The sequence below is a fragment of the Arthrobacter sp. UNCCL28 genome, assembly GCF_900102805.1.
Lineage (GTDB): Bacteria > Actinomycetota > Actinomycetes > Actinomycetales > Micrococcaceae > Arthrobacter > Arthrobacter nicotinovorans_A.
Map to the genome: position 1 here is coordinate 268,945 of NZ_FMWE01000005.1, position 21,386 is coordinate 290,330.

General features: G+C 63.4%; 23 protein-coding genes. 10 read left to right on the top strand and 13 right to left on the bottom strand.

Annotation, left to right across the window (positions count from 1 at the left end; translation table 11 throughout):
* The first annotated feature begins 73 nt into the window (after positions 1-73).
* The 4 genes from BLQ01_RS15680 (at position 74) to aqpZ (ending at position 4,097) form a co-directional block, all read left to right on the top strand.
* Positions 74-1,039, top strand: a complete 966-nt coding sequence (locus BLQ01_RS15680) for a carbohydrate ABC transporter permease (RefSeq protein WP_026542617.1) — start codon at positions 74-76, stop codon at positions 1,037-1,039.
* Positions 1,036-1,998 carry a carbohydrate ABC transporter permease gene (locus BLQ01_RS15685; protein ID WP_091552720.1) on the top strand — a complete coding sequence of 321 codons (963 nt, stop codon included), beginning with the start codon at positions 1,036-1,038 and terminating at the stop codon, positions 1,996-1,998. The genes BLQ01_RS15680 and BLQ01_RS15685 overlap by 4 nt, the downstream gene beginning before the upstream one ends.
* A 113-nt stretch (positions 1,999-2,111) precedes the next feature.
* The gene (locus BLQ01_RS15690) at positions 2,112-3,167 is read left to right on the top strand and encodes a LacI family DNA-binding transcriptional regulator (protein WP_026542615.1); all 1,056 of its coding nucleotides are present in this window, start codon (positions 2,112-2,114) and stop codon (positions 3,165-3,167) included.
* Positions 3,168-3,356: 189 nt separating this feature from the next.
* Positions 3,357-4,097, top strand: a complete 741-nt coding sequence (aqpZ, locus tag BLQ01_RS15695) for an aquaporin Z (protein WP_091552721.1) — start codon at positions 3,357-3,359, stop codon at positions 4,095-4,097.
* A 14-nt stretch (positions 4,098-4,111) separates the two neighbouring features.
* Here the strand turns inward: aqpZ and BLQ01_RS15700 are convergent, their stop codons facing one another.
* Genes BLQ01_RS15700 through BLQ01_RS15720 form a run of 5 tightly spaced genes read right to left on the bottom strand, consistent with a single transcriptional unit; the run spans position 4,112 to position 8,400 of the window.
* Positions 4,112-5,050 carry a DUF8083 family protein gene (locus BLQ01_RS15700; RefSeq protein WP_091552723.1) on the bottom strand — a complete coding sequence of 313 codons (939 nt, stop codon included), beginning with the start codon at positions 5,048-5,050 and terminating at the stop codon, positions 4,112-4,114.
* Between the two features lie 35 nt (positions 5,051-5,085).
* On the bottom strand, positions 5,086-5,892 hold the full coding sequence (locus tag BLQ01_RS15705; RefSeq protein WP_026542612.1) for an exodeoxyribonuclease III: 807 nt from the start codon (positions 5,890-5,892) through the stop codon (positions 5,086-5,088).
* A 59-nt stretch (positions 5,893-5,951) separates the two neighbouring features.
* Positions 5,952-6,518: an HdeD family acid-resistance protein gene (locus tag BLQ01_RS15710; protein WP_026548359.1), complete on the bottom strand. Its 567-nt coding sequence runs from the start codon at positions 6,516-6,518 to the stop codon at positions 5,952-5,954.
* A gap of 26 nt (positions 6,519-6,544) precedes the next feature.
* Complete coding sequence (locus tag BLQ01_RS15715; protein ID WP_026542610.1) at positions 6,545-7,171, bottom strand: response regulator; 627 nt, start codon at positions 7,169-7,171, stop codon at positions 6,545-6,547.
* Positions 7,168-8,400, bottom strand: coding sequence for a sensor histidine kinase (locus BLQ01_RS15720; RefSeq protein ID WP_091552724.1), 1,233 nt, complete (start codon positions 8,398-8,400; stop codon positions 7,168-7,170). Before BLQ01_RS15720 ends, BLQ01_RS15715 begins: the two co-directional genes overlap by 4 nt.
* A gap of 173 nt (positions 8,401-8,573) precedes the next feature.
* Here BLQ01_RS15720 and BLQ01_RS15725 point away from each other — a divergent pair, with 173 nt between their 5' ends.
* The gene (locus BLQ01_RS15725) at positions 8,574-9,158 is read left to right on the top strand and encodes a GlcG/HbpS family heme-binding protein (RefSeq protein ID WP_026542608.1); all 585 of its coding nucleotides are present in this window, start codon (positions 8,574-8,576) and stop codon (positions 9,156-9,158) included.
* A gap of 10 nt (positions 9,159-9,168) precedes the next feature.
* A complete protein-coding gene (locus tag BLQ01_RS15730; protein WP_091552726.1) occupies positions 9,169-9,891 on the top strand; it encodes an ankyrin repeat domain-containing protein in 723 nt (240 codons plus the stop codon).
* Positions 9,892-9,908: 17 nt separating this feature from the next.
* On the opposite strand, the gene BLQ01_RS15735 is transcribed toward BLQ01_RS15730, so the two are convergent.
* The 3 genes from BLQ01_RS15735 to BLQ01_RS15745 are packed head-to-tail and all read right to left on the bottom strand — an operon-like array spanning position 9,909 to position 12,558.
* Complete coding sequence (locus BLQ01_RS15735) at positions 9,909-11,123, bottom strand: acetyl-CoA acetyltransferase (protein ID WP_091552728.1); 1,215 nt, start codon at positions 11,121-11,123, stop codon at positions 9,909-9,911.
* Complete coding sequence (locus BLQ01_RS15740; RefSeq protein WP_091552730.1) at positions 11,120-11,806, bottom strand: CoA transferase subunit B; 687 nt, start codon at positions 11,804-11,806, stop codon at positions 11,120-11,122. Before BLQ01_RS15740 ends, BLQ01_RS15735 begins: the two co-directional genes overlap by 4 nt.
* Positions 11,807-11,826: 20 nt before the next feature.
* Complete coding sequence (locus BLQ01_RS15745) at positions 11,827-12,558, bottom strand: CoA transferase subunit A (RefSeq protein WP_091552732.1); 732 nt, start codon at positions 12,556-12,558, stop codon at positions 11,827-11,829.
* 171 nt (positions 12,559-12,729) lie between these two features.
* Between BLQ01_RS15745 and BLQ01_RS15750 the strand changes: the two genes are divergently transcribed.
* Complete coding sequence (locus BLQ01_RS15750) at positions 12,730-13,503, top strand: IclR family transcriptional regulator (RefSeq protein ID WP_026542603.1); 774 nt, start codon at positions 12,730-12,732, stop codon at positions 13,501-13,503.
* A gap of 15 nt (positions 13,504-13,518) precedes the next feature.
* Here the strand turns inward: BLQ01_RS15750 and BLQ01_RS15755 are convergent, their stop codons facing one another.
* The 3 genes from BLQ01_RS15755 to BLQ01_RS15765 form a co-directional block, all read right to left on the bottom strand.
* Positions 13,519-14,145, bottom strand: coding sequence for a GNAT family N-acetyltransferase (locus BLQ01_RS15755; RefSeq protein WP_091552733.1), 627 nt, complete (start codon positions 14,143-14,145; stop codon positions 13,519-13,521).
* Positions 14,146-14,207: 62 nt separating this feature from the next.
* Positions 14,208-14,846 carry a response regulator transcription factor gene (locus BLQ01_RS15760; protein ID WP_026542601.1) on the bottom strand — a complete coding sequence of 213 codons (639 nt, stop codon included), beginning with the start codon at positions 14,844-14,846 and terminating at the stop codon, positions 14,208-14,210.
* Complete coding sequence (locus BLQ01_RS15765) at positions 14,834-16,075, bottom strand: sensor histidine kinase (protein ID WP_091552735.1); 1,242 nt, start codon at positions 16,073-16,075, stop codon at positions 14,834-14,836. Before BLQ01_RS15765 ends, BLQ01_RS15760 begins: the two co-directional genes overlap by 13 nt.
* Positions 16,076-16,185: 110 nt before the next feature.
* Here BLQ01_RS15765 and BLQ01_RS15770 point away from each other — a divergent pair, with 110 nt between their 5' ends.
* The 3 genes from BLQ01_RS15770 to BLQ01_RS15780 all read left to right on the top strand — a co-directional run bounded on the left by BLQ01_RS15770 (position 16,186) and on the right by BLQ01_RS15780 (position 18,939).
* The gene (locus BLQ01_RS15770; protein WP_091552736.1) at positions 16,186-17,469 is read left to right on the top strand and encodes an acyltransferase family protein; all 1,284 of its coding nucleotides are present in this window, start codon (positions 16,186-16,188) and stop codon (positions 17,467-17,469) included.
* Between the two features lie 198 nt (positions 17,470-17,667).
* Positions 17,668-18,042 (top strand): VOC family protein, encoded by a 375-nt coding sequence (locus BLQ01_RS15775; protein WP_026542598.1) that lies wholly within the window; start codon positions 17,668-17,670, stop codon positions 18,040-18,042.
* 204 nt (positions 18,043-18,246) lie between these two features.
* Entirely contained in the window at positions 18,247-18,939 is a 693-nt protein-coding gene (locus tag BLQ01_RS15780) for a fasciclin domain-containing protein (RefSeq protein ID WP_026548349.1), read from the top strand.
* A gap of 104 nt (positions 18,940-19,043) precedes the next feature.
* Here the strand turns inward: BLQ01_RS15780 and BLQ01_RS15785 are convergent, their stop codons facing one another.
* Together BLQ01_RS15785 and BLQ01_RS15790 are read right to left on the bottom strand one after the other, a co-directional pair.
* Entirely contained in the window at positions 19,044-19,265 is a 222-nt protein-coding gene (locus BLQ01_RS15785; RefSeq protein WP_091552738.1) for a hypothetical protein, read from the bottom strand.
* A gap of 43 nt (positions 19,266-19,308) precedes the next feature.
* Positions 19,309-21,270, bottom strand: a complete 1,962-nt coding sequence (locus BLQ01_RS15790; protein ID WP_091552740.1) for a BCCT family transporter — start codon at positions 21,268-21,270, stop codon at positions 19,309-19,311.
* Positions 21,271-21,386: the final 116 nt, after the last annotated feature.

The following is a 21,386-nucleotide window of genomic DNA, read 5'->3' on the forward strand; positions in this document are numbered from 1 at the left end:
ACTGGTTTGCCCAGCCGGGGAGGCAGTGCTTTTCCCGGAACTTAGTGATTCACTCACGCCCCGGAGGTTGGGTATGGAATTTATTGGAGAAAAACTCCTTCAAGTAGTGATAGCCCTTGCGATATTCGCAGCGGTTATCGGCCTCATCATGTTGCTGGTGGACAGGGCACCCAAAACGGTCAAGGACAAAGTCACCGTTGCCGGCTTCCTGGCCCCCGCCGCGATCCTGATGCTGGTGGGCCTGGTTTATCCGGCCATCCGAACGTCAATGCTGGCGTTCACGGATGCCGGCGGCAATGCCAACGGCTTTGACAACTTCGTGTGGATGTTCACGCAGCCCGAGGCTCTGACCACACTGCGAAACACCGTTATCTGGACCATCCTGGTTCCTTTGCTGTCCACAAGCTTTGGCCTTGCCTACGCCGTGTTCATTGACAAGGCCCGGGGCGAAAAGGTGTTGAAGTCACTGGTCTTCATGCCAATGGCGATCTCCTTCGTAGGCGCCGGCATCATCTGGAAGCTCGTCTACGACTACCGTGGGCCCGGCATCGAACAAACAGGTGTCATCAACTTCTTCCGCGACGCCCTGGGAATGGACCCCAAGCAGTTCCTCCTGGATGCGCCGGAAAACACGTTCTTCCTGATCATCGTGATGGTCTGGATCCAGACCGGCTTCGCCATGGTGATTCTCTCGGCCGCCATCAAGGGCGTCCCGGTGGAACTTACCGAGGCAGCCCGCTTGGACGGGGCGAACGCCTGGCAGCAATTCCGTAATGTCACGGTCCCGGGTATTCGTGGAGCGCTGGTGGTGGTGCTGACAACCATCACGATCGCCACGTTGAAGGTGTTCGACATTGTCCGGACCATGACCGCCGGCAACTACGACACGTCGGTGGTAGCCAACGAAATGTACACCCAGGCATTCCGTGCCGGTGAGCCGGGACGCGGTGCCGCATTGGCCCTCATCCTGTTCCTGATGGTGTTGCCCATTGTGGTCTACAACGCCCGAGTCCTTCGCAAGCAAAGGGAGATCCATTGACAGCCACGCCAGCCCCGAAAGAGGCCGCCAAGGCCACCCGGCAGCGTCCTGGATCCGACCCCACGGAGGACGCCCAGCCGATCATGCGGCGGGTCAAGAGCAAGCTGACCTCCAAGTGGGCAACAGCGGCAGCGATCGTGATCGCCGTCGTCTGGTCCGTCCCGACGTTCGGCCTGTTTGTTACCTCATTCCGTCCAGCGGCCAAGCAGGTGGGCCCCCGGTCCGACGGCTGGTGGAATGCCTTCGTCGACTGGCAGTTCACGTTCAAGAACTATGCCGACGTCCTTACTCCGGCAGGCTCCCAGTCGGCCAACCTGTCCCAGTACTTCGTCAATTCCATCGCGATCGTCATTCCGGTCACGATCTTTGTCCTCGTGCTGGCATCCATGGCTGCCTACGTTTTTGCCTGGGGCAAGTTCAAGGGCCGCGACGCGATGTTCATCTTCGTCTTTGCCCTCCAGATCATTCCGCTCCAGATGGCACTGATCCCGCTCCTGCAGTTCTTCACGCAGACACTGCACCTTCCCTCGGGCTCGTACGCCCAGCTGTGGATCGCCCACACCATGTTCGGCCTTCCGCTGGGCATCTTCCTGCTCCACAACTTCATCTCCGAAATCCCTGGTGAAGTCATTGAGGCAGCACGGGTGGACGGCGCCGGACACAGCACCATCTTCTGGCGGATCATCCTCCCGTTGTCAGTTCCGGCGCTGGCATCCCTGGCGATCTTCCAGTTCCTGTGGGTCTGGAATGACCTCCTGGTGGCGCTGGTGTTCTCCGGTGGTACGGCGGACGTGGCCCCCATTACGCAGCGCTTGGCGGAGATTTCCGGTACGCGTGGCGCCAGGGACTACCTCAACCCGGCGGCAGCATTTGTCTCCATCATCATCCCGCTCCTGGTGTTCTTCGGATTGCAGCGCTACTTTGTACGCGGCCTGCTCTCCGGCGGCCTCAAGGGCTAGGATCCGCAGCCTCGGTTGCGCAGCGCATTACGCCGCTGCGTAACCGAGGGCTGCAAAGCAGAAGTCCACCTTTAAGGTGAAGGCGGAGCAACGGCGGCCGGAGAGGGGAGCCTGTGTCACGAACAACGGGTAGGTCCCAACGCGGTGGCCATACCGGCGTCAGTATCGAGGACGTCGCCGCTGCCGCTGGAGTTTCGACGGCGACCGTCTCACGGGCCGTCCGGGGCCTGCCGCGCGTATCTCCGGCCACCCGCGAAAAGATTCTCGAAGTTGCCAGTTCGCTGGGCTACGTCGCGTCGTCGTCGGCATCCGGCCTGGCCACCGGCCGTACACGCACCATCGGCGTCCTGGCCCCGTTCGTCAGCCGCTGGTTCTTCTCCAAAGCGATCGAAGGCGCGGACCGGGAACTGCATTCGCGCAAGTACAACCTCTCCCTGTTCAACCTCGGCGGCCACGGCAGCAACCGCGAGCGGCTCTTCAGCTCCACCATGGTCTACAAACAGATCGACGCCCTGCTGGTGCTCTGTATGTCCTTGACCGAGGAAGAGCTGGAACACCTCCACAAGATCGACATTCCGCTGGTGGTAGTAGGCGGGCACGTGGAGGATTGCGCCTATATCGGCATCAACGATTACGACGCCGCGTCCACCGCTGTGCGGCACCTCCTGGACTTGGGCCACAAGGACATCGCCTTGCTCCATGGCGACGACGAAACCGACCTGAACTTCGACGTTCCCCGTGTGCGGATCCGCGCCTTCCAGGAAGTCATGACCGACGCCGGACTGGAAGTACGTCCCGAATGGGACCAGTGGGGTGATTTCACGGTTGCCAGTGGCCAAGAGGCCTTCAACCGCTTGTGGAACCAGCCCGGACGCAAACCGACAGCGATTTTCTGCTCGTCCGATGAGATGGCCATGGGCGTCATCTTCGAGGCGGGGCGCCACGGTGTCAAGGTGCCCCAGGACCTTTCAGTGATCGGCATTGACGATCATGATTTCTCGTCTTCCATTGGTTTGACGACGGTGGGGCAACGCCCCGACAACCAGGCTGAACTCGCCACCAAGATGCTGCTTGACGAGCTGGATGGGAACCCCGGTGCTGTCCATTCCGAGGTTGCCCCACACGAGCTGATCGTGCGCGAGACCACAGCCCCGCCAACGGAAAGCTAGGGCAGCCACCCTCTTCGCAGGGCCCACCTGCAAACCTCCGTCATGAATCCCCTCCGGGACCCACATAGTTACTGTGCCGCGGCATCACTGTGCCGCGCAGTTGCTGTGCGCGGCCGCGCCGAAGCATCCGGACACCGACCGACCTGGAAGGTTGGGCCCGGGAGGCGCTCGACTAATGAAAGAGGGATCATGCATAAATCACTTCCGTCCCGGCTTGGGGCCGAAGCTTTGGGGACTTTTGTCCTCGTCTCCGGAGGATGCGGCAGCGCAGTGTTGGCTGCGAAAGTTCTCTCGGAGGACAAGCTCAACATGGGCATCGGATTCCTGGGTGTTGCGTTGGCTTTCGGGCTGACGGTCCTGGCCATGGCATACGCAGTGGGACACATTTCGGGTGGACACTTCAACCCTGCAGTGACCATCGGCGCCGCTTTGGCCGGCCGGATTGAATGGAAGGCCGTTGGCCCCTACATCGTCACGCAGGTCGCTGCTGCCTCCTTGGCCGGGCTGGCGTTGTTTGCCATAGCCTCCGGAAAGGACGGGTTCGATGCTGCTAAATCCGGGTTCGCCTCCAATGGTTACGGCGAGAGGTCCCCGGATGGGTATTCAATGGTGGCTGCTTTGATCATTGAGATCATCCTGACCGCAGTCTTCCTCTACATCATCCTGGGCAGCACCGATTCGCGGGCGCCAAAGGGTTTCGCGCCCATCGCCATCGGGCTTGGTTTGACGTTGATCCATCTGGTGTCCATCCCGGTGACCAACACTTCCGTCAACCCGGCACGTTCTTTGGGAGTGGCATGGTTCGCCGGCCCCGAAGCATTGGGACAGGTGTGGTTGTTCATTCTTGCCCCGGTCATCGGGGCTGCCATTGCAGGCATCACCTACAAGATGTTCTTCCCCAACACCGAGGACGTGGTCCTCGAACGCTAGGGAAGTTCGACGGGTCAGGAAGCCCGTGCCAACTGCCGGATGGGGATCCACCGGGAGGCAAGCCGGCGATAGGCGGCAGCGGCGCCGGTCATGTCGCCTTCCGCCAGGCACTCGATGCCCAGCCGCACGTCCATGGGGGATTCATCCGGGTAAACCTTGTCCGCCACTGCACCGTAGTCCAGCTCCACCATGGACTGGATGTGGAACAGTTCCAGCCATTCGGTGAGCTGCGTCAGGTCATCGAGCATGTCCAGGTCGGGTGCGGCCAAGGCCAGGTGTGCCACTGCGAACCGGGCCCTGTCCAGGGCCTCGGTCAGGGGCGTCCATACCCGCACCGTCAGAATGCGCCCGTCGGATTCCACGACGTCCTTCCGGTCCGACTCGGCGAAGAGCGAGAACCAGCTGAACGGGATTCCCCATGTTGAGGCACGGGTGTGGACGCGTTTGGCGTCTTCCCCCGCATTGACCCGATCAATCCTTGCCTGGTGCTTGTCCCGTTGTGAGACGGGGATGAGGAGGTCGGCGAGGGGACTGTGCACGCCGTCCATGAGCGCATTGGCCGCCAAACCCGCCCGAATCACCAGTTGGCTGGGGCAGTAAAGCAGCCGCCCGGCGTCGTGCGCTTCCTGGGCGGTCGCTGCAGGTTGGTCCTCCGCTGGAGGTTGGCCCACTGCAGGCTGGTCCGGCATGGCCGCGTGCCGGCCCGTGGGCACGCGCGTCATGCGTACCAGGTCCGTGCGGCCGGTGGGGAAGGGATCGCCGCCGGACCGCGTGATGCGGCCCAGCGAGGCCTGCAGCTCCGCATTCTCGACGGCGGCCCGGGAACCGTTCTTGCTGCCCCGCGCCAGGAGGCGGCGCTGCTGCTCGGGCGGGAACGCTTCGAGGGGTTCGTAAATGCGCAGCGACGAAGAGAACGGCAGCCCTGCCTGGCCCCGATAGAGGTTTCCTGTCATGGCAGCCGCCCCTTTCGCCGGTGGTTTTGGATCCGTTAGTCTGCGAGCTCCACAATCACGGGAGCGTGGTCCGAGGCGCCCTTGCCCTTGCGTTCCTCGCGGTCAATGGAAGCGCCCGTGACCCGCGAAGCCAGCGCGGGGGAGGCGAGGCAGAAGTCGATGCGCATGCCTTCCTTCTTTGGGAAGCGCAGCTGCGTGTAATCCCAGTACGTGTAGACACCGGGGCCGGGGGTATAAGGACGGACGACGTCGGTGAATCCGGCGGCTTCGAACGCATGGAACGCTGCGCGCTCGGGTTCGGAGACGTGGGTGTAATTGTTGGTGCGGAACAGCTCGATGTCCCAGACGTCGTCGTCGAACGGTGCGATGTTCCAGTCACCCATCAGTGCCACCTGGGCGGTGGGGTCGGACTTGACCCATTCGGCTGCGTGGCCCTGCAGGACGTCCAGCCATTTGATCTTGTACGGCATGTGTTCATCGTCCAGGGAGCGGCCGTTGGGAACGTAGAGGCTCCAGATGCGGATGCCGCCACAGGTGGCTGCGATGGCCCGGGCTTCCTGTACCGGGTCCTTGCCGGCCTTACCGAACGCCGGCTGGTCCAGGAAGGTGCGTTCGACATCTTCAAGGCCCACGCGGGAGGCGATGGCAACGCCGTTCCACTGGTTCACTCCGAAGTGGGCAACCTCGTATCCCATGCGCTCAAAGAGCTCCCACGGGAAGTTCTCGTCCTTGCACTTGGTCTCCTGGATGGCCAGGACATCGCAGTCGCTGCGCTCAAGCCAGGCTTCAACGCGGTCTGCACGGGCGCGGAGGGAGTTCACATTCCAGGTAGCTATCTTCACAGCCACTAACTTACCGAACTTGGCGCTGAGCGCATCCCCTGAAGACCATTTACGGTGACCTAGTGGCCGTACAACAGCTCCGAGCGGGCCAGTTTACGCAACCCGATGCCGGAAGCGACCAGCAGCAGTCCTGTCACGAGCGCAAAGGCCCCAAGCATCCACACCAGGCCCAGGAAACCCAAGCCCGGATTGACCAGCACCACGATTCCAAAAATGGTGGTGATCAGGCCTGTGAGCAGCCAGAGCCCCCAACTGCTGACGAAAGTCCGGGCCGCCAGCGACAAAACAATTTGTGACAACCCCAGCACCAGCGCCCACAAACCAATGAGCACGCCGATCGCCGCGGCCGTAATTCCCGGCAACGCAATGGCCACGATGCCCGCCGCGATGGAGATGAGGCCACCCACAATGGTCCAGCGGGACCGGCCCGCGGGGTCGTAGAAGTAATGGGCCACGCTAGTGATGCCGTCAATGATCGCAAAGACCCCGAACATGACGACCACCACGAACGCCGTGGCGCTGGGCAGGGCAAAGATCAGCAGGCCAAAAACAATGGCGAGGATTCCCCGGACCAGCAACGCAGTTCCCGGGCTCTTGAACATCTTGCGATCAGCTACGTCCGACATAGGGTCAGAGTAACCAACCGCGTGTCCTACCGCATCCCCTCGCGCCGGATAGCTGTGGCAATTGCTGCTGCACGGGTTTCGACGCCCAGTTTCGCGTAGATGTGGGCGAGGTGGGTCTTGACGGTGGCCTCGGAGATGAAGAGGCGCTTTCCGAGGTCGCGGTTGCTGAGGCCCTCGGTCAGCAGGCTGAGCAGTTCGGCCTCCCGCGGAGTGAGGATTTCGTCCGGATTCCGCAGCTGTTGGAACAGCCGCGACGCCACGGGCGCACTCATGACGCTCTTGCCCTGCACGGCACCACGAACGGCCGCGAAGATCTCCTCGGGCGCCGCATCCTTGAGCAGATAGCCCATGGCGCCGGCGTCCACGGCGCGGACAATGTCGGCGTCCGAGTCGTAAGTGGTGAAAACGATGATTGCCTGTTTGGGGGTTCGCCGTCGGAGCTGTTTGATGGCTTCGATCCCGTCCATGCCGGGACCCATGGCCAGGTCCATGAGGACCACGTCCGGGGCATGTTGCCGGGCCGCCTCCAGCGCGTCCTCCCCGGATGCGGCTTCCCCGACGACGGCGATGTCGCCCTGGGTGCCCAACAGCGCTTTGAGCCCGCTCCGGACCACGGTGTGGTCGTCCACGAGCAGCACGGAGATGGTGTTCACAAAGCCTCCTTCAAGGCGTTTGCCGGATCAGCAGGCCGGGCCAGCGGAAACTGGGCCGCGATGATGGTGCCTTCGCCGGGTGTGCTTTCCACCGACAATTGTCCGCCCAACTGTTCCACGCGTTGGCGCATGGCCCGCAGTCCGTACCCTCCGGTTTCAGACGGCGGAGGTACCGCTCCGGGATCAAAGCCGCGGCCGTCGTCGTACACGTCCAAGGTGACCGCGTCCGGAAGGTAGCCAAGGGTCACGCTGGCATGGCCGGCGTGGGCGTGGAGTTTGATGTTGGCCACCGCGCTCTGTGCGACACGGAGCAGGGCATGCCGGACCTCCGAAGGGAGCGGCCGCAAATCCCCGGTGACTTGCACACGGATGCCGTCCACGTACTGCTGTGCTGCCTGTTCCAGGGCTTCGGGGAGGGGCCCGGTCTCGAGCCCGGGGGCGGAGAGCTCATGTACCAGGCTGCGGGTGTCAGCGAGGTTCCGCCGCAGCAGGTCCGTTGCCTTTCGTACGTCATGGTGGGCGCTTTCGGCCGGCCATGAGCGCTGTGCGGCTTCGAGGAGGAGCAGGCTGCTGGCCAGGCCCTGGGTTACGGTGTCGTGGATTTCCCGCGAAACGCGCTCGCGTTCGGTGGCAATCCCGGCTTCCCGCTGTTTCGCCGCGAGTTGCTCCTGGGCCTGGGTGACGTCATGGAGGAGTTTGCGTTGCAGCGCCGCGTCGCGCTCGATCTTGTCGTAAATCAAGGTCAGCAGCGCACCCGCGGCGAGCGGGCCAAGAAGCATGGCGACGTCGGTCCAGCCGCTCATCCGGAAGAGTCCGACGGCGGTGGCGGCCGCCGTCGCGCCACCGGCCACATAGGCGGCCCACCCGCGGAAGGCGGTCCGGGTGAGGAAGAAGATCGCGAAGGAACACCACGCGAAGCTGGGGGCGGCAATAACAAGCGCCGCCCACGCTGCCACCAAAGCGGCCATCCACGGAATCCATACCCCGCGCGCCGGTCCGGGGGGACGCCTGCCAGGTTCCCGTCGGCGGGCCAACACCGCGGTAACCGCGTAGAGGGCACAAACAGTCCCCGCCAACGCAACTGTCCACAGGTTGTCTGCGGGGGAGTGCCGCATGACATAGCGGACAGCCGAAGCGACCATCAGGACGGCGAAGCCCAGATGCACCACAGCATCGATGCGTCCATCGAGCCGTACGCCTGGCGCCGGCTGGGAAGGGACAGTGGGCATCCTCCCATGCTAGGTCCCTTTGCGGGCATTGGTCTGTCCACCTTTTGGCTGATACCGCTGACGGAAAGGCTGAGTCCGGGAGCGGCAACCGGGCGATGTGGCGGTTGGTGGGTCCACGGAAGCATGGGGATGTACCCGAAACTGTGGTCCCGATGCCCTACAAGGAGAACCCCGTGAAGAAGTCGAACAAGATGATTGCCGCCGCCGCTGCCGGAGCATTGCTGCTCACCGGCGGTGTCACGGCCGTGGCCAACGCCGTGTCCCCTGCTGGTGCGCCGGCTGCTGCCCAGGCCGCTCCGGTGAAGGTTGCAGCTGAGGTCCAGCCCGCTCCGGAGAACGTGGTGGCCCAGAACAGGATCTCCGTTGGCGCCTCGAGCGCTGCCGTCACTGCTGCGCTGGCCAAGTGCCAGGCGGACAAACTTCCGTTCGTGACAGTTGCCCTGGTGGACCGCTTCGGAACTGTCCAGGCGCTCCTGCGCGGCGACAACGCTGCCGAGCACACCATCGAAGCCGCCAAGCAGAAGGCCTACACGGCAGCTGCCTTCGGTGCTCCCACCAGCGAGCTCGCCAAGCGCATCAACGGCAACGGACCCTCCATTTCTGACCTTCCCGGCACGCTCTTCCTTGCCGGTGGCGTCCCGTTGAAGGTCAACGGAGTCTCCGTTGCCGGCATCGGAGTAGGCGGCGCTCCCGATGGCGCCCTTGATGAAGCCTGCGCCACCGCCGGTGCCGATGCCTTGGCCACGGCAGCAAAGTAGCCTCGACAGTATGGATTCCCTGAAGGGGCGCAGCTGGGCGGCGGGCCGGGTGATCGGTGCGGGTTTGCTGATCGCCGGGCTCGTAGCCGGCTGCGCACCGTCGGAACCCGCCGATCCGGCTTCCGGCACGCCCGATGCAAGCACGACGGCGGCTGCCCCGGCGGCCGGCGCGTCGCCTGGCTCAAACCCGGCCCCGTCGTCGTCGGCTCCGGGCACACCGCCCAAACTCCCACCGGAGGCCCAATTGGAAACCGACCGTCTCCTGATCCTTGCCGCGAAAGCCAACGACGCCGGCCGCGTCCGTGAACTGATCGCGGCAGGCGGCAACGTCAACGCAAAGGACGACATCCAGGACTCGGCCTTCCTGTACGCCGGGGCGGAAGGCTTCAACGAGGTCCTGGAACTGACGTTGGCTGCGGGCGCGGATGTTCGCAGCATTAACAGGTACGGCGGCACCGCGTTGATCCCGGCGAGCGAGCACGGGCATACGGACACCGTCCGGATCCTCATTGCCGCAGGTGTGCCGGTGGATCACGTCAACAACCTTGGCTGGACCGCCATGCAGGAAGCCATCCTGCTCAACAACGGCGGGCCCAACCAGCAGGAGGTGGTCCGGCAGCTCCTGGCAGCCGGGGCGAACCCGGATATCCGCGACCCCCAAGGCCGAACCGCCCTGCAGAACGCAGAGCGGCTCGGGTTTACGGAGATCGTGGCGCTGATCCGGAACCGCTGATCTGCTGCTTACCCGGGTTAGAAAGCCTCCAGGACGCTGACGTAGTTGGCGATGCCCACGCCGCCCATGTTCTGCACAGCGCCGCGGCGGGCGTTCGGCAACTGCATGTCACCCGCGGTGCCCGTGAGCTGCATGGCGGCGATGACATGTTGCGATACGCCTGTAGCGCCCACGGGGTGGCCCTTGGCTTTCAGCCCTCCGGAGACATTGATGGGGAGCTTTCCGTCCTTATATACCCAGCCCTCCTGGACAGCACGTGCACCTTCGCCGCGGGGTGTGAGGCCCATGGCTTCATACATGATGAGCTCGGCGATGGTGAAGCAGTCGTGGACCTCCGCGAAGTCCAGTCCCTCAAGCCCGACACCGGCCATGCCCAGCGCCCGTTCCCACGAAGCCCTGGTTGCTGCGAACTCGGTGGGATCGCGCTTCTCCGCAGGGAAGAAGTCGTTGGCGTGGCCAAAACCGGCCAGGCGAACAGGCGCGGTTGCGCCGCCGGCAGCCGAGGTGGACAGCACGACGGCGGCAGCACCGTCGGAGACCAGCGAACAGTCCGTGCGGCGCAAGGGCTCGGCCACCATGGGGTTCTTCTCGGAGATGGTCCGGCAAAACTCCTCGCCGAAGTCCCGGTGCATCTGGGCGTAGGGGTTGTCCATGCCGTTGCGGTGGTTCTTGGCAGCGATGGAGCCGAGGACATCGCCGAGGCCACCTTCAAATCCCGGGCCGCCGATTCCGGCGCCGTAGCGCTTGCCATAGTGCTTGGCGACTTCGGCGAACAGTCCCGTGAACCCGGTGGAGGACGCTTTGCCGGCCATCTCGTAGGAAGCACCCAGCAAGGCCGCCCCCACGACGTCCGCTCCGGCGTCGGTCATCTTCTCCGCGCCGATCACCAGGACGTTGCGGGCAGTTCCGGCCAGGACCGCTTTGACACCCTGTTGGAAAGCCGCCGATCCCGAAGCGCAGGCATTCTCGGTGCGGGTTGCCGGAACGTTGGCCAGATCTGCGGATACCTGAAGCGCCAACGAGGACGTGAATCCCAGGGGCTGCATTCCCGAGTTGAACTGCCCGAGGTAGATCTCGTCAATGTCTTTCGGGTCCAGGCCCGAGTTCGTGATGGCTTCGCCGGCCACTTGAACGATCAGCGACTCCAAGGTCTCATCAGTCAGCTTCCCGAACTTGCTGTGGCCCCATCCCGTGAGCAGGATGTCCTTGCCAAATTGCTCTTTCAGGCTCATGCGCGTGCTCCTTCAAGCGTGGGTTCAACAAGCGTGGGTCCAACAGAGGCAAGCGCCACAGCGAACTCTGCGTCGGTCTTGCTGCGGATTTCTTCCACGGTGACGCCCGGGGCGAGGCGGGTCAGCAGCAGCCGTGCTTCTTCGATGTCGAAAACGGCGAGGTCAGTGATGATCCGGTCAACACACTTCAGGCCCGTGAGGGGCAGGGTGCATTCGGTGACGATCTTGGCAGAACCGTCCTTGGCGTTGTGCTCGGTAAGGACAACGACGCGCGGTGTCCCGGCCACCAGGTCCATGGCCCCACCCATGCCCTTGACCATCTTGCCGGGGATGGTCCAGTTGGCCAGGTCCCCGGAACCGGACACCTGCATGGCACCCAGGATGGCCACCTTGACGTGCCCGCCGCGGATCATGCCGAACGATGTTGCGGAATCGAAAATGCTGCCGCCGGGAGTGATGGTGACGGTCTGCTTGCCGGCGTTGATGAGGTCAGCGTCTTCCTCGCCCTCATAGGGAAACGGGCCCATGCCCAGCAGTCCGTTCTCGCTCTGGAGGACCACCCGCACGCCGTCGGGCAGGTTGTTGGCTACCAAGGTGGGAATGCCGATGCCGAGGTTGACGTAGTCGCCGTCGTTCAGTTCTTCGGCCGCGATGGCGGCCATCTGGTCTCGTGTCCATGCCATGGTGATGGGCTCCTTTGCTGCTAAACCGTGAGTGCTTCGGCGTGCTGGGCGACGGCCCGCTGCCGGACTGTGCGCTGTTCAATGTCCTTGACGCGCGCGGTGGCCTGGACCAGCCGCTGGACGTAGACCCCAGGGGTCACAATGTGGTTGGGGTCCAGTTCTCCGGGCTGGACAATGACCTCGGCCTCGGCGATGGTCACAGCTCCTGCCGTAGCTACCACCGGGTTGAAGTTCCGCGCCGTGTAGCGGTAGATCAGGTTGCCGTCGGTATCGGCGGTGTGGGCATGGACCAGTGCGACGTCGGCGGTGATGGCGCGCTCGCGGACGTAAGTGACGCCGTCGAACTCTTCCAGCGGTTTGCCTTCGGCAACCAGGGTTCCCACGCCGGTCCGTGTGTAAAACGCGGGAATGCCGGCGCCGCCGGCGCGCAGGCGTTCAGCGAGGGTGCCCTGCGGCGTGAACTCGACCTCCAACTTGCCTGCCAGGTACTGCTCGGCGAACAGCTTGTTCTCGCCCACGTAGGAAGCGATGACTTTCCGGACCTGGCCCGCTTCGATCAGGACTCCAAGGCCCTTGCCGTCCACACCCATGTTGTTTGAAACGATGGTGAGGTCCTTGGCGCCGGAGTCACGAACGGCATCGATCAGGTCAGCGGGGATACCACTCAAACCGAATCCCCCGACGGCGACGGTCAAGCCGTCTGCCATCACCTCACGCAGCGCTTCGGCTGCACTCCCGTACATGGTTGACATTGCGAACTCCTCGTTGAGCTGGTTGGTCCACTTTGTGGACGAGTCTCTTCTTGGAATTGAGCGTAGGCAGGGCAACGCGAGAGATCAATGGAGGCACTTAGGAACCACTCACGGTGTGGACGCTAGACTGGGTGGTATCCATATTGTGGACAAAATCGCAGGGAGGATGCTGTGGCAGTGCAAGGAGCCCAAGTGGTGGGCAGGGTGGCGCTGCTGCTGCGCCTGGTGGGCCGCAAGCCGGGTGGGACATCCTTGGCGGGTCTGGTGCGCGAGTCCGGGCTGACCCGGCCAACCGTTCACCGCCTGCTGACGTCCCTGGCTGCCGAAGGTTTGCTGGAGCACGATCCCGGCACGGGCAAGTGGGTGCTGGGGCCGGAGATCTTCCTGCTCGGATCGGTTGCTGCCGCCCGTTTCCCCATGGAAGACATCGCCCGGCCCTCGCTGCGAAGGTTGGCCGCCGAAACGGGGGAGAGTGCGTTCTTTTCCCTCCGCCGGGGGAACGAAACCATCTGCGTCCTGCGCGAAGAGGGAGCGTTTCCGGTGCGATCCTTTGTGCTGCACGAAGGGGTCCGCTTCCCGCTCGGAGTGGCCTCGGCCGGAACCGCGATCATGGCCTTCCTGCCCCCGGAGGAACAGGAAGCACTGCTGGGGGACTGGCCTGCGCACGCCGGCGACTTTGCTGTGGGCCACCCTGAAAACGTAGTGCGGGACAACCTGGAACGCACCCGCCTGGCCGGGTACGCCGTTAATCCCGGACTCATCCTCGAAGGCAGCTGGGGTATGGGCGCCGCAGTGTTTGACCAGCAGGGCCGCCCGGCCTGGGCGCTCTCCCTGACGGGAATCGAACCGCGCTTCCGTCCTGACCGCCAGGAGTTCCTGGGCAAACTGCTGCTCGAGGAAGCGCACCGGATGAGTGCAAGGCTGCAGGGAGCCAGCCCCAACTAGGTGAGAGTGAACGTCCTACTGAGCCCGCATTGGAGCCCGCATCGGAGCATGTGCTGTTACCAATGCGGGCCGGCGCAGGTCCAGTCGCATCAACACCCTGGGGAAGCCGTTCAATACAGAGGTGGTTTCGGCGACCTTCTTGAAGCCGGCCTTTTCAAAGAGCCTGCGCGTGCCAACGTAGGCCATGGTCAGATCCACCTTGCCGCCCCTGTTGTCCACGGGGTAACCCTCGATCACAGGGGCACCGTGGCTCTTGGCAAAGTCGATCGCCCCTCGCAGGAGTTCGTGGGAGATCCCCTTCCCTCGATGCCCGGGCCGGACGCGGATACACCACACGGACCAGACCTCGGCATCATCCACGTGGGGGATCTTGCGGTTCTTGGCGAAACTGGTGTCCGCGCGCGGGTGAACCGCTGCCCACCCCACTACTTCGTCGCCGTCGTACGCCAAAACGCCGGGAGGCGGGTCCTCGGAAACCAGCTTCTTCACGAACTTTCCGCGTTCCTGCTTCTGGAGCTGCTGGTTCAGTTTCGACGGGATCCTGTAACTCAGGCACCAGCACACGTTGGAATCGGGGCTCTTGGGCCCCACCATGGTCTTCACGTCATCGAACACCGTCGCGGGTCGAACCTCGATAGCCATGCGGACCATCCTGTCACCGGGGCCGGGTGCAGGCAACGGGATTCCGCCTTTGGTTCCAGGGCTCAACTCCGGAGATAAGCGAGCACCGCCAGCACCCTGCGATGGCCCCGGTCCATGGTGGACAGTTGCAGCTTTTGGAAGATGTTGCCTATGTGCTTGCTGACAGCCGTTTCGGTGACCACCAAACGGGAGCCAATGGAGTGGTTGTCCAGGCCCTCGGCCATCAGGCCAAGGACCTCGCGCTCCCTGGGAGTGAGCGTGCTGATGGGATCACTGGCTCCCCGGCGGCTCATCAGCTGGGAGATCACTTCAGGATCCATGACGGTTGCGCCACCGGCAACGCGCCGGAGGGTGTCAGTGAATTCCGCTACCTTACCCACCCGCTCCTTCAAGAGGTACCCCAGCCCGGCAGCACCTTCGGACAACAGATCACCGGCGTAGCGGTCCTCAACATAAGCGGAGAGGACCAACACCGGAAAGCCGGGCCGTCGTCGTCGGGCCTCACGTGCGGCCAGCAAGCCTTCATTCGTAAAGGTGGGCGGCATCCTCACGTCAAGGACGGCGGCGTCGGCGTCGTCAAGGACGGCAAGGAAGTCGACGGCGTTGTCCACGGCAGCGATGACATCGAACCCTTCGCTCTTGAGCAGGAGCGACAACCCTTCGCGGAGGAGTGCGTCATCCTCGGCAATTACAACCCGCACGGCAGTTCCACCCTCACAGTTGTTGGTCCGTTGGCCGGACTGTGGAACTCCAGGACGCCCTCGAAAGCAGCCGCCCGGCGTCGAATTCCTGCCAGCCCGCCACCTGGACGTTCCACCGCCCCGCCACGGCCGTTGTCCTCCACCGAGATCAGGAGCCGGTCAGCAGAGCCGTCCCGTTTGACCACCACGGACAGGCGGGTGGCGGCACTGTACTTATTGGCATTGGTCAAGGCCTCAGCCACGATGAAGTAGCTGGCCGACTCCAATGCCGCCGGAACCCGGTGGAGGTCGGACACCATGAGGTTGCAGGGAATGGCCGAGCGGCCCGTCAAAGCCGAGAGCGCTCCTTCCAGGCCCAGCTCCTCCAGGATGGGCGGGTGAATATCGTGAACCGCTGTTCGCAGCCCGGCCAGGGCGTCGGTGGCGGCTTGCTGTGCCCTGCGGACATGGGGAAGTGCGTCCTGCGGGCTTTTCTCAAGGGTCCGCTCCGCCAGCCCGAGCATCATGACGACGCCCACCAACCGGTTTTGCGCGCCATCATGCAAATCGCGTTCTATCCTTTTGAGCTCCGCCGAATGGGCATCCAACGCCGCGGCACGGCTGGCCGTCAACGCAGTCACCCGCTCGGCCAGGTACGCGCTCGCAGGAAGCGACAACATCTTTCCCTGAATCCAGGCAAGGCCTGCAGCCGCTCCGGGAATCAGCCACCAGGAGACCACTGCATATCCAAGGCCTATCAGCAGCATCCACCAAGCACCCTCCCATGACGTCACCGGATACAGGTTGACTACAGGCTCCTCGGCAGGGAGGAGGAACCAGTACGTGGGAATGAGCACCGAGTTCAAGGCGCCAAAAGGAAATCCGATACACAGGAGCGCGACGACCGGCATCCCCAGCCCGTGAGCCACCAACCACAGCAAATCGCGGCCGGTGCTGCGGGAGAACACCAAACGGAGGCGCTCTTCAAAGGAAGGCCTGCGGGGGATGGAAACGTAGTTTTCGGTCACGGGCATACCGGAGTAGCTGGATGTTCGACGGCGGGCTATCGCCGCCCACCAGCGCAGGCCGGCTACCGCCCGGGGCGCTACGAGCCATCCGCCGCTGAAAAGGAACAAGGGGATAAGGAGCGCGGCAACCATGAACATGGCCATGGAGATGACGCTGGCGAGCAGCTCACCAACAAGGTAGCCGTAGGCACGAAGCCATGGCCGAAAACGAGGTTTGATCATGACTTCAGTCTGCCGCAGCAGCAAGGGCCTTGGCGGTATAGCCAGCTCCACCTTTAACAGGGTGGCCCGCACCATCGTGCCCGAATCCGCTGATCCGTAGCGTCGAAAGCATGAAAAGTGACACAACTGCACAAATGGCCCGGCCGCACGGAACGGGCACTGCGCGGGATGCCAGTGTGGACGTCATCCGGAGTCTCTGCCTTGTGGTGGTGGTGGTACTCCACGCCCTGATGGTGGGCGTGAGCGTTGGTCCCCAGGGGCCTGTACTGGAGAATGCCCTGGACGGAAATCCGTGGTTCTCCTCCCTGTCCTGGCTTGTTCAAGTCATGCCGCTGTTCTTCATTGCCGGCGGCTTCAGTTCCGTCTCGCAATGGCGCCGCATGCAGCTCCGGGGCAGCACAGCCGGTGACTATGTCCGGCTCAGGCTGGTGCGGCTGCTGGTTCCCGCTGTGGTCTTGGTGGCCTCAGTGGGAACGGGGCTGCTGATACTTGCCGTAGCGGGCGTTCCCGGGGAGATGGTGGAAACAGCCGGGTATCGAATCAGCCAGCCCTTGTGGTTCCTGGCCGTCTACCTCGGATGTTCGGCGCTTGTTCCCCTGATGGCATCCGCTCACGGGAAGGCGGGGCTCCCGACTTTGGTGGGGTTGGCGCTCGCCATTGTTGCGGTGGATACGGGACGTTTGTTCATGGAGCTTCCTGCCCTCGGGTACGCCAACCTTGCCTTCGTATGGCTCTTTATCCAGCAGCTGGGCTTCTGGCTGGCCGATGGGCGGGTGGGGCGGATGTCCCGTGCGGCACGGAAATGGATTGCGGGTTTGTCCCTGGTCCTCTTGGTCCATCTCTTCGCATCCGGCTGGTATTCGGGGGATATGTTCAGCAACCTCAATCCGCCAACGGGCGCCCTTGCGCTCCTGGCAATCGCACAACTGATGGTTTTCTCCCTCGCCCAAAAGCGCATCAGACGGTGGACCGAAAGGTCCAAGGCCATGTCCCTGGTCAGGTTGGTGGGCTCCAAAGCGATGACCATATATCTCTGGCACATGCCGGTGATGGTTTCCCTCGCTGGCATACTGCTCATGGTCCCGGTACATCTCCCGGCTCCGGGGACCGCGGAATGGTGGTTGAGCCGGCCGGTGTGGCTCGTGGCTGTTGCATGTGCGCTCTTGCCGGTTGTGAGGCGGCTGGGGCGTCTTGAACTGGTAAGCGCTTCGAGCAAAGGTCCTCTCACACACCCAAGGATCCTGCTGGGCGCAGTCAGTGGCGTGGCTGGAGTAGTGGTTCTCCTCGTCGACGGCATCACTCCCGGCATGGCCTTCCTCAGCGTGGTTCTGTTCCTATGCGCGCTATGGGGCCACCTCGATCTCCGGAAGGCTGGAGCTGCCGCACAACGGTGAGCGGGACCAAAACGGGTTAGACTGACTGCCGTGATGACCGGATCGGGCTTCTGCCCTGCACGGATCGGCTACCCGGCCGACCTCTGACGCGCGTTTTGCCCTGCCGCATTGGCAGGTACAGCGCAGTTGCCCCTCGGGCACCTCCTTGTGGATCGATGACCCTCAAACCATCGAAAACAACCCACAAAGGAGATATCCATGCCTGCACTTTTCAACCACACCATCATCGCGTCCTTGGACCGCGCCGCTTCCGCCGCGTTCTACCAATCCATCCTTGAAGCGGAGGAAGCTCCCAGCTGGGGTCCCTTCACCAACCTCACGCTGGCCGGCGGGGTAATGCTGCAATTCGCCGAGCCGCCGGTCGAGATCCAGATGCAGCACTACGCCTTCCTTGTTGACGACCAGCACTTCGACCGTGCCTATGGGCGTCTGGTGAGCGCCGGCGTCGAACACTGGGCGGATCCGCAGATGACCCGCCCGGGGGAGACAAACACGGAGCATGGCGGCCGCGGCGTCTATTTCAAGGATCCATCCGGCCATGCCCTGGAGCTGATCACCAAGCCGTACTTCTGAGTGGAACGCGAACGGTGGATGGGGGCCGCGGGGTGGCCGGCCAGGGTTTTAAAAAACTTTTTCAATCCGGACCCATCCACCCCGTGCCACCCTCCGAATAGATGGTGAGACACAAACCGCCGGTGAAGCGAAAGCAGCATCAGCAGCCAAGGTCCCACCAACCAATGGAGCCAACGCCCTGGTTCCAAAAACAAGGAGAATGACATGTTGTCCACAAAGCGCCCCGCCCTCGCCTTCGTTGGCCTCACAGCAGCCGCCCTTCTCGGTCTTACTGCCTGTGGTGGTTCCAGCACCTCCAGCACCCCGTCGTCTTCATCACCGGCTCCGATGAGTTCCTCGGCGGCTCCGTCGTCGATGGCACCGTCGCCGTCGTCGTCCGCTATGTCAAGCGCCGCGATGGATCCGGCCGCCAACCTTGTAGGCCCCGGCTGCGCCGGTTACGCTGCACAGGTTCCGGACGGTGCCGGTTCGGTAACTGGCATGGCCAAGGATCCGGTAGCCGTAGCAGCATCGAACAACCCGCTGCTTAAGACCCTGACCGCCGCAGTTTCGGGAAAGCTCAACCCCAAGGTTGACCTGGTTTCCACCCTGAACGGCAGCGAATTCACGGTGTTCGCACCGGTTGACGATGCCTTCGCCAAGATCGACCCCGCAACAATCGAGACGCTCAAGACGGACGATGCCCTGCTGAGCAAGATTCTCACCTACCACGTAATCCCCGGTCAGCTGACCCCGGACCAGATCGTCGGCACCCACAAGACTGTCCAGGGTGGCGAAGTGACCGTAGCCGGCACCAAGGACGCCCTCACGGTTGACGGCGCCAACGTGATCTGCGGCGGCGTACAGACCGCCAACGCCACGGTCTACCTGGTTGACTCGGTGCTGATGCCCAAATAGGCCTTAGGCCTCAAGTATCACCAGCAACAAACAGCACCACACAACAAAGCAGGCGCCGGGATCCGGCGCCTGCTTTGTTGTGTCGCCTGTTTTGTTGTGCTCTGTCAGCGGCTGAAGTCGCTGTCGGTGTAGGACCCGGCCCGGCGGTGTTCGGATCCGCAAGGGCAGTGGTCAACCTCAATGCGGACGGTGACCGGCTTGGAGGAGTCCAGGGTGAGGGTCACGTCCTCGCCGGACTGGTTGGCGGTGCCGGACTGGTCGTTGGAGCCGACCTGGCTGCTGCGGCCGGCCTTGGCGTTGAGGCGGAGGGTGGATGTGTTGGGCATGGTGGACCTTCCTGAAATGGGGAATGGGCTGGCCAAAGGCCGGTTACTTGGGGTCGGAGTGCTGGGCTGGTTTGCCCACCAGGGGGATGGTTCCCGTGGGCGTTCCACCGGCGCAATCGGACTCCGTGCACTTTTCGGCGCATTCGTGTCTGGTGACGAGGTCGAACTGAACCCCGCCGTGCTGCTCAACTCCGGCCCGGATGGCCCGGTCCACCACTGAGGTGGCCAGACGGCGGTGCAGCGAGAGGGGGTCGCGGCGAAGATCCTTGACCAAGGCGAAACAGAGCAGCAGCATCACGATCACGAACGGCAGGGCTGCCACGATGGTGACTCTTTGGAGGCCTGCCAAGGCCTCGGAGGGTTTGTCACCGCCGGCAAGGAGCATGACAGCGGCGACAGCACCGGTGAGGCTGCCCCAGAAGATCACCACGCCGCGGCGCGGGTGCTCTGCACCGTTGGAGCTCAAGGATCCCATCACGATCGAGGCCGCGTCGGCGCCGGTGATGAAGAAGATCGCCACCAGGACCATGGCCAGGACGATGACGGCGGCAGTCAGCCAGCCGGGCATGCCCAGGTTCTTTACGAGATCGAACAGGGCGCCGTCGAAGTTGATGGAGGGAGCACCGTCCACCATGGTCACCAGCCCCGGAGTGCCGGCCTTGTCAGCTTCCTGCTGGACCTGGAACGCGGCCCCGCCGAAAATGCCGAACCAGATGACGCTCACGACGCTGGGTACCAGCAATACGCCGGTGACGAATTGGCGGATGGTCCGGCCCCGGCTGATCCGGGCAATGAACAAGCCAACGAAGGGCGTCCAGGAGATCCACCAGGCCCAGTAGAAGATGGTCCAGCTGGTCATCCAGCTGCGGAGGGAATCGTCTCCCACAGCTTCGGTCCGTGAGGACATCTCGGCCAGGTCCCTGGCGTAGTCGCCCACGGCGGAAGGAATCAGGTTGAGGATGAAAAGGGTGGGGCCGGCAACGAAAACGATCAGGGCCAGGACCACCGCCAGCACCATGTTGATGTTGGAAAGCCACTGGATGCCACGGCTGATGCCTGAAACGGCTGATGCGACGAAGCAGAACGTCAGGACGGCGACGATGACCACCAGCACAGGGGTGCCGACCTCGCCGAGCCAGCCGTTGGAGGTCATTCCGCTGCCTATCTGGAGGGCGCCAAGGCCCAGGGAAGCGGCGGTCCCGAAGAGGGTGGCGAAGATGGCCAGGATATTGATGAACTTCCCGATGGGGCCTTCCACCATGCGGATGCCGAACAGCGAGGTGAAGGCCGCGGACACCAGCTGCTTACGGCCGAGCCGGTACGTGCCATAAGCCATGGCGATGCCCACCACGGCGTACATGGCCCAGGGGTGCAGGGTCCAGTGGAAGATCGACGTGGCCATGGCGGTCTGGATGGCAGCAGGTGTGCGGCCATCCACTGTTCCGGGTGGCGGGGAGATGTAGTGGTACAGCGGTTCGGCCACGCCGTAGAACATGAGGCCGATGCCCATGCCGGCGGCGAACATCATGGCCACCCAGGAGACTGTGCGGAACTCGGGCTTCTCGCCGTCCTTGCCCAGCGGGATGTTGCCGAACTTGCCCAGGGCAAGCCAGAGGACGAACACAACGAACAAGGAGGCCAGGACCATGAAGAGCCAGCCGGTGTATTCCATGACCCAGTTCAGGGCGCCTTTGGAGGTTTCAGAGAGGCTGTCCCGTCCAACAAATCCCCAGACCACGAAGGCGACGGCGATGGCGCCCGTGATCCCGAAGGTGACTTTGTCGAGGGTAAGTTTGCGGTTGCGGCGGGCCGAGACGGCCTGCTCGGTCTTGGCGTGGCGCAGTTCTTCCATGATCTGTTCGTACTCTTCAGAATCGGGAAGGACTTCTGCGCCTCCGTCCTCAGCATCGAGGGCGGCCAAGGTGTCGGGTGGAGTGTCCACTAACTGGTCGTCGGCAGGTAACTCCTCTGGTGTAAGGGGTTTGGTGTCACTGTTTATAGCCATGAGCGGGTCCTTTGCTCGGAGAGTCATGGGCTTGCGTTTATACATGGCCCTTGAAGGGGGTGGCCATCCGTAAGGGTGGAGAGCGTTCCGCATGAATCAACAACATTCGCGCTATG